The sequence below is a fragment of the Mesorhizobium waitakense genome (genome assembly GCF_056431085.1).
Genome location: NZ_JBWKME010000058.1, coordinates 1 through 11,008, shown reverse-complemented (window position 1 = coordinate 11,008; position 11,008 = coordinate 1). Strand labels below are relative to the sequence as shown.

Sequence of the window (11,008 nt, the reverse complement as noted above, 5' to 3'; positions counted from 1 at the left end):
CGCAACAGGCGATCAAGGAAGGAGGCATCATGACAACTTCGGTTCGCCGAAGACGGCTGGCCATTCGCCGAACGCCAGGTTGGTGGTGACGATGATGGACGTGCGCTCGTAAAGCCTGCTGATCAGATGGAAGAGCAATTGCCCTCCGGCCTGCGCGAAGGGCAGATAGCCGAGCTCATCGAGCACGACGAAGTCGAGCCGGGTGAGGTAGTCGGCGATGCGGCCCTGCTTGCCGCCGCGGCCGCGCCTAATCAATGAACTCCCGGCGGATCTGCCGGGCCTCAACGGCGGCCACCGCCGCGGCCGCCGCCGCCACCGCGGCCGCCGCCGCCTCCACTTGGGATGCGACGACCCCCGCTACCACCATAGCTGCGGCCGCCGCCGTACTGTCTCGACATGTCCCGCTGATTGCCGCGATACCGCCGCTGTGCATCCATGTTCACACCGGGCGGTAGGCTTCGGTTCACAGACGGGCGCTGCGAAGCAGGCCGCCGCTGTGTCGTGTTCCGAGCTGTCGGGCGCTTCTGGGCCGCCGGTCGCTGTGATGTCCTCTGCTGTGCCCGTTGGCGAACCGTTGCGGCAGCGCCCGCTCCGCCGAGCCCTTCAAGGGCCTCCGCGCCCACGCGCGCCTGGAGGCGGTCGCGCGCCTCGGGCGAGAGACCCCGGAGCCCTTCGCCGCCCTGCAGCAGATCGCTGCGCTTGGGCGGCTTCACGTCCTGCCAACCGCCGTCGAACACCTGCCAGCCGTCACCGGTGTTCCGGTAAACCTGACCGTTTCGGCCGGCATACATGTCCCCGCGCCGCCCCTCATGGATGAAACCCTGGCCGGCGGAGGTCTTCCAGCGCAGTGTAGAGTTGCCGCCGGCACCGGTACGCGCGGTTATCCGCGCCCACTCGGATCCGCTTTTGACCCCAACCGATTTCCACGCCCCATAGACGTTACGTCCACCTGCTACGTAGCCGGCCTTGTCCGTGCGCGGATTGGCCGCCGCGACGAAGCCGGCCGAGCCGTTTGGACCCCAGGCTGCACCGGCACGGCCGTAGGTGCCGGTACTCGGGTTCCAACTCCGCACACCTGCAATGCCGCGATACGGGCCGTAGGCATAGCCGTAACGACCGTATGCCCCCCGGATCGGGTTGTAATAGGCGCCGACGCCCCAGGTTACGGGGCGTGGATTGTAGATCGGGTAGTCGTAGTCGGGCGAGTCATACCAATACGGAGGATAGTACCACCCGGTCCCGTAGACGCACGAGTCCCAGGCAATGAAGCAGTTAAGGTAGCCCATCGTGTAGCTGTACCAGACGGCGTTCGGCTCGGTGTCGTGAACGCGGACATAGGTGACATTGTACAAGGGCGAAGAGGGCGGAATCTTGTAGATCTCCGCGGGGACTTCGGTGGCCAGTTGCCACGGACCTTCCGGGCTGTCGGCCACGAACCAGACCCCATCCTGAAGCAGGAAATATCGCGAATCGACTTTGATTACGGCCGCGGTGGTGTTGGTTGCGTAGGCGAGATCGGTGCCCTCGATGGGCGCGAACTGCGCCTTGCCTTCATAGGCGAGCGTCGGCATGATCGAACCCTTCTCCACTCGAGCCGTGGTCGGGATGCTTGCCCTGAGCCGCGCCTCCGCGCTTTCCGAGGTACCCGGAATCGACGCGCGCACGGCGTAATAGGGTGCATCCTCGGGAATGTTGAGGAAGTCGGTGGGAAGGTCCGGCGTCGCGAAGGTCCACGGCCCCTTCAGGTCGGGAGCGCGGAACCAGCGGCCGGACATAAGCACGTACCATTGCCTCCCGGCTTTGTCGAAGAAGACGTCCGTTTCGGTGTTCGATGCCCACTGCAGCGAGGTGGCGGGAACATCGACGAGCGCGGGCTCGCCCTCGAACAGGATCAGCTCGGAAGGCTGGTTGGTGGTGACGATAGTTGGCGCTCCCCCCTGCGGATACGGCTCAGGCGAGAGGGCGGCGCCCGCATCTTCCCAGTTGCCGTCCTTGGGCAAGTCTTTCAGCAGCGGCGGCAGATCGATCACCGGTGTCCACGGGCCGTCGACTGCCTTGGCCGTCTGCCAGTGTGTGTCGTCGCGCAGGAAGAGTGTACCACCCTCGTCGACCCGGAAGAGGTCCCAGTTCGTATTGACTAGGAAGGAGAGCCCGGTCTTCCCCTTCACCGGGCTAAAGGCCGGGGCGCCATCTGTCTGGACGAGGAGCGCCGGGATCGTTGACACAAATATCCGCGGCGGATCCGCCTTGAGCCCGGACGCATTGGTCGTGCGCTTCTGCTCGGCCAGGCTTGACGTCACGCGGGATTCCGGGACGGTGATCGGGCCGGTCGGCAACAGCTTTCCGGTCTCGACGGACAGCGCCTTCAACTCATCGCGGCTCAGGCTCGAGAAGTCCAGGCTGGATATGGTGATGTTGGTAATGACAATCTGATCGGCGTCCTCGTCGTAGGACGTGTCGCCTTTGAGGCCGATGACGCCGAAAACCGGCCGGGCATCTGGCGCCTTGACGTACTCGGCCGCGACCAACGCCTCGATCGTCTTGAAATCGGTCCAGTCGGTGAACTGTGGCTGATATAGGACCATGCGGCCCTTGCCGGTTTCGTAGGTGCGCGGCCATGCTTCCGGGTCGTCTGTCTCTTTCAAGAATTGGCCGCTGGCGAATCCCTTCTCTCCCTCGACCGAGACGGCGCACCAGCTGCCCGCATCATCGCAGTCGGCGATGTCGATGCTTGTGCCAACCGGGAGCGTTCGCGTGGCCGAGTAATTCGTTCCCGGACCAGAGCGGAAGTTCACGTTGGTCGTGGTCACCCCTGGCGCGGCTACCGCCACCGCGGCGACAGTGGTCCATATGAGTGCGAAAACGACAACTTTACGCATGAAGTTTCCCTCCCCTGCAGCCCTCGTCAGGCTGCCACCCAAGCACCTTCAGATCGATCCGTCCAGACTTGACCCCACTCCACTGCATTCTGGCCCAGCGTTGCATCCGTTAGTGTTCACTCCACAGCAAGTATATCTTCTGGCGCAACCCACGAGCCGTCGGTGTCCCCATCGCATGGAAAGTTATCCAATATATAATTTGCACAAACGGCACACGCTTGTCCTCTGTTCTTTCACAAATTCTTTCGCCACGCGCAGTAGCCAGACGGTCGTCTTCGGCGCCCCGGTCGCGGCCTTGATCGCGTTCGTGCCGACGCCATCCGCGTTCAGCAGCACGATATGGGCTCGCCACCTATGCTTCTGAGGCGTGTTGCGGGGCGATGCTCTTGAGCCGGCGTCGGTCAGCACCGTTCAGTGTGATGGATATACCGGTACGCGTGACGCAGCCTCGTATTCACGTACCAGCGCTGATTCCCTAACCCGGACTCATCCGTCTCGGTCAATCCACTAGAGGTACATTTGCTGACTAAGGAAGGTCCCTGGCGTGGACGTGATTGCATAGGGCGAAGTTACTGGTCGGCCCGCTCGGCGCGCGGGTCCAACCGAGGTGTCTCAGGCGTGGCGGTGCTTTCAGGAGGAAGAGTCTTGAAAGTACCCTTGGCCTCCTGCGGTACGGTCGAGCGACTCTTGATGCGTACGATTGCATACGCGGCTAGGAGACCGTGCGCGACGCCAGTCGTTAAAAAGAGGCTTTCTGGTCTTAAGTCGCTCATCAACGCCGCGCCGATTACCGGCCCTATCATCGTGCCGATGCCATACATCAAGAGCAGCCCGCTCGAGACCTTTGCAAATTCATTCGGCCGAGCATGATCGTTCGCATGCGCTACGGCGATGGAGTAAAGGCTGTAGGCCAAGGCCCCGTACGCGGCAGTGCCGGCTATGACCAGCACGGCCGAGCGGGGTTGCAGGAAAAAAATGAGGAGCGCGACGACTGCTGCCCCAAGAGCTACCGCTGCCAGCACGATGCGGCGGTCCATCGAGTCGGACAGCCGACCGATTGGAAACTGCACAATCGCACCGGCCACCACCACTGCACTCGTCATCAATGCAATCCCAGAGGTGGCTATCCCTATTCGTGCACCGTAGATGGCGCCTAGCGTCCCCCAGGCGCCGCCAGCAACACCAATCAGAAGGCATCCGACCGCCGCCAAGGGCGAATTGCCATACAGTCCCTTGAGATCAAGGGAGACATCCTCAAGCGGCTTCGGTGTGCTTGCCGAGGACACCGCAGTGGGGATCAGAGATAGAATGAAGAAGATTCCGGCAACCATGAAGAGCGATGCGTCCTTCACATCGGCTACTGCCACGATCATCTGGCCGGCCGTGATCGAAGCGTATGTGACCACCATGTAAAGGCCAAAGACGGTGCCGCGGTTCTCATTGGTAGCCTTTTCGTTCAGCCAACTTTCGATGACCATGTACGCTCCCGCCATAGTGAAACCCGTGAGGGCGCGTAGCACCACCCAAACGTACTCCTCGACCATTAGCCCGGTCATCAGCGCGATAGTAGCGCCTGATGCAGCAAAGGTACCAAACGCGCGGACATGGCCGACATTGCGGACAAGCCTTGGGCCAAAGACGCAGCCGGCGACGAAACCACCGGCCCACGCCGTGCCGAGCAGACCGAGTGAAACGGTAGAAAATCCCTCCTCCTGGCCGCGCAGGGGCAACAGCAGGCTGTAGAGTCCAGTGGCAGTGAGCAGCAGCGCCGTACTCCGCAAGAGCGACAGTACGGGACGGTAGGCGGGCAATAACAGATATCCAAGCATCTCAAATAGCGCTCTCTGGGGCACGCCACCGTAGTGCAACCTCGATGAGAAGCCTAGTCGGAGACGAAGCAATTGGCATTCGTGGCAGCTGCGGCGATCAGCAACACGAAATTACACACCGGGCGCTGTTCGGCATTTCGGCACGTGACCAATCTAGAGCAAACGAGTATTCTCGAGTATTCTTATGCCGAAGGCCGTGCGCCTGCCGATTGTCGGGCAGCACGATGGTGAGAAGTCGTGCCCATATGCCAAATTCATGATTCAGCGATTGGCGCGGAGAAGGGGATTGATGACTTACAGATCCATCTTGGTGCAACTCGATCTGGAAGCGCCAGTAGCGCCAACATTGAATTTTACGAGGGAGCTCGCCCGCAAGTTTGATGCTCTTGGATCGCATTCGCGGCTGCAGAGGCAAACCTCGCCGGATTCGCGCCGGCAGAGTTCGTTCGTTATCAGGTCGAAGAGATCGGATCGCGTTTGAAGGTCTGGAGTCAGAGTTCCGATCTTTCGCGAAGGATGATCCCCGAGCTTCCTGGCGAGCGGGCACTGCCGATCCGACCGCTCTGCTTGTGGCTCATGCACGTGCGGCCGACCTCATTGTCGTCGGCTCTTCAGCAAGGGGTTGGAGTGGCAGTGCAGTTGATATCGGCGCGGTGGTTCTTTCAGCGGGAAGACCGGTTCTATTGATTTCGCAAGGCGGTACGCCAATCAAGTACGATTGTGTGGTTGTCTGCTGGAACGCATCAAGGGAGGCGCGGCGCGCGGTAGTCGACGCGATGCCATTTTTGACTGCTGCGGGCAATGTGATAGTTGCGGTTGTCGATGAGAGGGATACGGCAACTGTTGAGCAGGTGGTCGCCGACGTTGTTGGCTTTCTCTCGAAGCATGACGTGAAGGCTCGAGGGGAGGTCGTTCAGGCAGCCCCATCACAGGCTGCAAATGCCTTAGCTCAGTTGGCTTCCAAAGTCGGTGCCGATCTTATGGTGGCCGGAGCATATGGCCAAAGCCGGATTCGAGAGTGGGCTTTCGGTGGCGTTACACGGTCGCTCTTGGAGCAAAACACAGTGCACCGACTGTTCTCGAACTAAGTCGCCAAAGCAATCGTGAGCCGAGGCTAGATTTCCAGCGAAGATCAGGTTTCAGCCGGCCCAATCAATTCCCGGATGTTGTCGCCGCGGCACGGGCATTGCGCCATTTGATCGCAACGTGAACTGGAACTCCGGCGACGATCAGGAGGAAGCCGAGGAAAACCGTTTCGGCCCCAGCACCGTAGAGTGCCCAAAGAGAGTACAGGAAACCGATGCTCCCCAGGACTGCTATTTTCGCCAGTCCCGGCCCAGCGATTGTCCGACCGGTCCTGATCAAAATCACTATCTCCTCGAGCGAGCAAAGCGCGTAAGGCAGCAGGCTCGACATCACCGCTAGCAGGATGATTGTGTTGAAAGCCTCTACAAAGCCTTGTGCAAAATTCATCATGACGAGGATGCTAGCAAGGGAATTGGAGAATATCAGTGCGGTCGCAGGAGTCCCGTACCGCGAGAGGCGGCCCATGCGCTCCGGAAATACACGGTCAAGCGCGGCGCCATAGGGAACTTGCCCCGTCAGCAGCGTGAAGCCGTTAAGCGTGCCGAACGTCGAGATTATCGCGCCGGCCGCGACCATCGTTCCTCCGAAAGGGCCCCACATTGCACGGGCGACTTCGGCGAGCGGGGCTGACGAAGTGGCCAGCGCCTTGGCGGGGACCACACCGATAGCAATCGTTGTGACAGACATATATACGAGCGCCGCGATCAACACGCCGATAATGGTGGCGAGTGGGATGGTCTTCTCGGGATTGATCACCACACCCGAAGGAACTGTCGCCGACTCCAGGCCGAGGTATGCCCAGAGAGTCAACGCCGCAGATGCGGAAATAGCCGCAACACTGGACTGACCACTGCTGTTAAAGGGTACGAAGTTTCCTGGATCGACCCAGAACCATCCCAGGAGTCCGATCAGGCTGAGCGGCACGAGCTTCAGACCGGTCGTTACGATCTGTACGACGGAAGCCTCCTTAACGCCTCGGACGTTGATCAGCGTCAGCGTCCAGATAGCGAGCAGCGCCACAATCACAACTGCACTGCGCGATTCGCCAACCGCTGGCACCAAGTATGCGACATAACCTGCGAATGCCACGGCTACCGCGGCATTCCCGGTCCAAAGTGCAATCCAATAGCCCCAAGCAATAATGAACCCCGCGAAATCGCCGTAGCCGGCCTCCGTATAGGCATAAGGACCACCGGTTTTCACGACCAGTCGCGACAGCCTTCCGAAAATGACAGCTAGGGCGAGTGCCCCAATCGAGGTGACACACCAACCGAACAGCGAGATTGGCCCGAACGCTGCCAGGGAAGCTGGCAGCAGAAATATCCCCGAGCCGATCATGTTTCCCACCACCAACGCGGTGCAGGCGATGAGACCGAGCCCTTTCAAACCGGCTTGGTCGGTTGAAGGCCTGGCGGACTGCTCCAGCATGACTTGTTCCATTTGGTTACGGCCGCTCGCGCCTACGCTTGGTTCTGTCGCCTTAATCAAAGGTCGTCCCCCGATCCCAGGCCCGGTTGCTCCCGTTTCGCCACGATCATTCATAGACCGGTCTGAGGAGAGTTGCCACTTCAGCGTGGTGCAAGTCGCGGCAACTGGCACTGACGGCCATCCTGTGCGGCAGCGGGCTTGTTATATCGATCGCTCTTTCCGTTGTGTTTGGGTTTGACGCGGGAACGACTGCTGGACTGATGGCAGGGGCCTTGACCGAGTCTGCGACCGTAGGAACGGCGGGCGATGCACCCGACGGATAGGCCAGTCTCGGGAACAGATCTCAATTCTGACTGCCACTGTCGCGACCGGCTTCGCCGTTGCCGATCTTGTCGGGTGTCATCGCGTCACATGGTTTCTGGCCAATCTCGCTCTCACCGTCGTCATCAAGTGTTGATGCAGGTTTTCCAAAGTACTAGTTTCAACTCGGCATCGAACAAATGCCAATCGAACGTTGGCCAACAGATGCCCCGGGAGAGTCGCATGTCAGACGCCGCCCTCATGTCATCCTTGAGCATCCTGGCCGTTTTTGGCGAGATCGAAGCCCGAACGACGCTGCAGCGTGCCGGGCTCGCGCTGGTCGAGAAGCTGCGTGCAAGCGGATTTGATGTTATCGCTGCGCGCTCGGCGGACGACGGCGTGGCGGCGATCCGCTCGGATCCCCTGATCGGCTCCGTCATCGTTGATGCCGATCTTGACGAGTCCAGGGGGGCGGAAACCGTGCTGCTTGCCTTTCGCGCGCGCAATGACCGGGCGCCCGCGTTCCTATTCGGTGAGCGCACCCACATTTCCCAGATTCCGCTGACCACACTTAGGCTCGCGAACGAGATCATCTGGCTGACAGAAGACACATCCACGCTGATCGCGGGCCGGGTCGAGGCGGCTATTCGGCGCTACCGCGAGAACCTGCTGCCGCCAATGTTCGCGGCGATGCTTCAGCAGGCGAACGTCCACGAGTACGCGTTCGGCACGCCCGGTCACCTGGGAGGCACGGCGTTCCTCAAGACACCGGTTTCGAAGATCTTCTTCGATTACTTCGGCGAGAACATGCTGCGCTCGGATCTCTCCATAGGCATGGCCGCGGTGGGATCGCTGTTGGATCACAGTGGCCCGATTGGCGAGAGCGAGAAGTACGCCGCCCGCGTGTTCGGTGCTCACCGTTCCTACACCGTGACCAACGGCACATCGAGCTCCAATCGCATCATTTTCATGGCGAGTGTGACGCAGAACGACATCGCCCTCTGCGACCGCAACTGCCACAAGTCCATCGAGCACAGTCTGGTGATGACAGGCGCGATCCCGGTGTTCCTGGTGCCGCGCCGCAATCGCTACGGCATCATCGGTCCCATCTATCCAGAGGACCTGCAGCCGGAAACCGTTAGAGCGCGGGCGGATGCAAATCCGCTCGTCGCGGGCGCGAACCGCCTCAAGCCACGGCACACGATCATCACGAACTCCACCTACGATGGCCTGATCTACGACGTCGAGCGCGTGATCGAGATCGGCGGCGATGTGATCGACCGATTGCACTTCGACGAAGCGTGGTACGCCTACGCGCGATTCAACCCGATCTATCGGGGGCGGTATGCGATGTTCGGCGAACCGGACGAGTACAAGGACGGACCGACGGTTTTCGCCACCCATTCGACGCACAAACTGCTGGCCGCGTTGTCGCAAGCCTCGTTCATCCACATCCGCGACGGCCGTGACCCAATCGAGCATGCGCGCTTCAACGAATCCTTCATGATGCACGCGTCGACTTCGCCCTTCTATCCGATCATAGCGTCGAACGAGATTTCGGCCGCGATGATGGACGGCGCGAGCGGTGTTGCGCTGACCACGGAGTCCATTCGCGAGGCCGTGAGCTTCCGGCAGACCGTCGGACGCATCAGGCAAGAGTATGCGCGGAAGGATGACTGGTTCTTCAGCACCTGGAACCCTGCTGAGGTCACCGATCCCGAGACTGGACGCAAAATCGCCTTCGAGGATGCGCCGGAGGCGCTGCTCGTCAGCGACCCGAACTGTTGGATCTTGCACCCTGGAGAGGCCTGGCACGGATTCGAAGGTCTGGAAGACGGCTACTGCATGCTCGATCCGATCAAGGTAACGGTCGTCGCACCCGGCATCGCGACAGACGGTTCCTTCGAGCGGCGCGGCATTCCGGCGTCGATCATCGCGTCCTACCTCGTGCGGTACGGATTCGAATACGAGAAAACCCAGGATTTCACGGTCCTTTTCCTGTTCTCCATTGGGATGACCAAGGGCAAGTGGGGTACGCTGCTGACGACGCTCATCAAGTTCAAAGAGGACTATGATGCGAACACCGGACTGAGCGTGATCTTGCCGAATCTCGTCGCATCCTGGCCGGACCGCTACGCCTGTATGGGACTGCGTGACCTGAGCGACGAGATGTTCGAGCACTACCGCACGTCGGATCAGCTGCATCACCTCCAGCGGGCCTTTTCAAGCCTGCCGGTTCCGGAGATGGTGCCGGCTGACGCGTATCGCCGCCTCGTGCGCAACGAAGTGGAGCGCGTAGCCTTGGACGATGCCGCGGGGCGGGTGGTTGCGACGAGCGTTGTGCCCTATCCACCCGGTATCCCGATGATGATGCCGGGCGAGAATATCGGAGCGGCGGAGGGACCCTGGATCGGATATCTCAGGGCGTTGCGCGACTGGGACGCGCGCTTCCCCGGCTTCGGACACGAGACGCACGGCGTCGAAGTCCGCTCAGGCGAGCACTACCTACAATGTGTAGTTGAGGACACAGCGGGCTCAAGTCCATTAGCTGCCGTCAGATTTGATGCCCCTGCCGTCGCCGAAGGGCTGGCCCAACCGGGAACGTCAGAATTTGTGAGCCGCTATGGAGTTAACGCCGCGAGCTGAAATGACCCCTTTAGAATGGAGCTGTCATGTACGTTCCGCCACATTTTGATGAACCGCGTATCGAGGTTGGGCATTCTGTTCACACACGGCAGGAGCGGTCTGGACGCAAATCACATCCCTTTTGAACTGGACAGGGCTCAAGGGGAGCGTGGCGTTCTGCATTGCCATGTGGCGCGCAAGAGGTTGTGTTGCAAACTTTCCGGTAATTCTGGTCTGGCATGAGATGGTCCCCCAGCGGAGACCGTTTCATGTTCAAAGGCCGGCATTTTCGACCGATCTGTGATCCTGCTGTGCGTTCGCTGGTATCTGGCGTATGGCCTGAGTTTGCGGGATCTGAAAGAAATGATGGCTGAGCGCGGCATCAGCATCGACCATTCGACGATCCATCGCTGGATTGTCCACTTCTCACCGCTGCTGCTGAAGCGCTTCAATCGCCGGAAGCGATCAGTCGGCAGCAAATGGCATATGGACGAAACATATATCAAGGTTCGTGGCCAATGGATGTACCTCTATCGGGCCATCGACAGCGTTGGCGACACGGTAGACTTCTGGTTCAGCGAACATCGTGATCTGCCGGCAGCCAAACGCTTTCTACGCAAGGCTTTGGACCGCCACGTCCGACCCGATCGCATTGTCATCGACGGCAGCCAGACCAACCGAGAACCGATCACCTCCTGCGATGCTGAGAGCCGTTTGCGAGATCGGTCGCGGCACGCATTGAAGGTGATCCGCATCGGCAAGAGCCACTACCTCAACAACCGAATTGAGCAGGATCATCGCCGCCGCAACCCAACGCCTTCATGGCCAGGAATGAAAGGTGGGCTCGGCTTGACAGGCCAA

7 protein-coding genes and 2 pseudogenes are annotated in these 11,008 nt (G+C 60.5%); 5 read left to right on the top strand and 4 right to left on the bottom strand.

Going from position 1 to position 11,008, the window contains the following annotated elements; genetic code table 11:
* Window positions 1–30: 30 nt before the first annotated feature.
* From AC07FD_RS14140 to AC07FD_RS14130, 3 genes and pseudogenes are all read right to left on the bottom strand, one after another.
* Window positions 31–240, bottom strand: a pseudogene (locus AC07FD_RS14140) (ATP-binding protein); the annotation flags it as partial.
* A 41-nt stretch (window positions 241–281) separates the two neighbouring features.
* Complete coding sequence (locus tag AC07FD_RS14135; RefSeq protein ID WP_478350334.1) at window positions 282–2,879, bottom strand: SH3 domain-containing protein; 2,598 nt, start codon at window positions 2,877–2,879, stop codon at window positions 282–284.
* Between the two features lie 569 nt (window positions 2,880–3,448).
* Window positions 3,449–4,708, bottom strand: coding sequence for an MFS transporter (locus AC07FD_RS14130; RefSeq protein WP_478350333.1), 1,260 nt, complete (start codon window positions 4,706–4,708; stop codon window positions 3,449–3,451).
* Between the two features lie 377 nt (window positions 4,709–5,085).
* Between AC07FD_RS14130 and AC07FD_RS14125 the strand changes: the two genes are divergently transcribed.
* The gene (locus tag AC07FD_RS14125; protein ID WP_478350332.1) at window positions 5,086–5,796 is read left to right on the top strand and encodes an adenine nucleotide alpha hydrolase family protein; all 711 of its coding nucleotides are present in this window, start codon (window positions 5,086–5,088) and stop codon (window positions 5,794–5,796) included.
* 64 nt (window positions 5,797–5,860) lie between these two features.
* On the opposite strand, the gene AC07FD_RS14120 is transcribed toward AC07FD_RS14125, so the two are convergent.
* Window positions 5,861–7,222, bottom strand: a complete 1,362-nt coding sequence (locus AC07FD_RS14120) for an amino acid permease (protein WP_478350331.1) — start codon at window positions 7,220–7,222, stop codon at window positions 5,861–5,863.
* Between the two features lie 122 nt (window positions 7,223–7,344).
* On the opposite strand from AC07FD_RS14120, the gene AC07FD_RS14115 reads away from it, so the two are divergent.
* The 4 genes and pseudogenes from AC07FD_RS14115 to AC07FD_RS14100 all read left to right on the top strand — a co-directional run.
* A complete protein-coding gene (locus AC07FD_RS14115; RefSeq protein WP_478350335.1) occupies window positions 7,345–7,545 on the top strand; it encodes an aspartate-alanine antiporter-like transporter in 201 nt (66 codons plus the stop codon).
* A 220-nt stretch (window positions 7,546–7,765) separates the two neighbouring features.
* On the top strand, window positions 7,766–10,168 hold the full coding sequence (locus AC07FD_RS14110) for an Orn/Lys/Arg family decarboxylase (protein WP_478350330.1): 2,403 nt from the start codon (window positions 7,766–7,768) through the stop codon (window positions 10,166–10,168).
* A gap of 15 nt (window positions 10,169–10,183) precedes the next feature.
* Window positions 10,184–10,390 carry an FMN-binding negative transcriptional regulator gene (locus tag AC07FD_RS14105; protein ID WP_478350329.1) on the top strand — a complete coding sequence of 69 codons (207 nt, stop codon included), beginning with the start codon at window positions 10,184–10,186 and terminating at the stop codon, window positions 10,388–10,390.
* Between the two features lie 26 nt (window positions 10,391–10,416).
* A pseudogene (locus tag AC07FD_RS14100) lies at window positions 10,417–11,008 on the top strand (IS6 family transposase); the annotation flags it as partial.

Coding starts and splice junctions, on each gene's coding strand:
- AC07FD_RS14135 (WP_478350334.1), bottom strand. CDS start 2,879: ATGCGTAAAGTTGTCGTTTTCGCACTCATATGGACCACTGTCGCCGCG.
- AC07FD_RS14130 (WP_478350333.1), bottom strand. CDS start 4,708: ATGCTTGGATATCTGTTATTGCCCGCCTACCGTCCCGTACTGTCGCTC.
- AC07FD_RS14120 (WP_478350331.1), bottom strand. CDS start 7,222: ATGCTGGAGCAGTCCGCCAGGCCTTCAACCGACCAAGCCGGTTTGAAA.
- AC07FD_RS14110 (WP_478350330.1), top strand. CDS start 7,766: ATGTCAGACGCCGCCCTCATGTCATCCTTGAGCATCCTGGCCGTTTTT.
- AC07FD_RS14105 (WP_478350329.1), top strand. CDS start 10,184: ATGGAGCTGTCATGTACGTTCCGCCACATTTTGATGAACCGCGTATCG.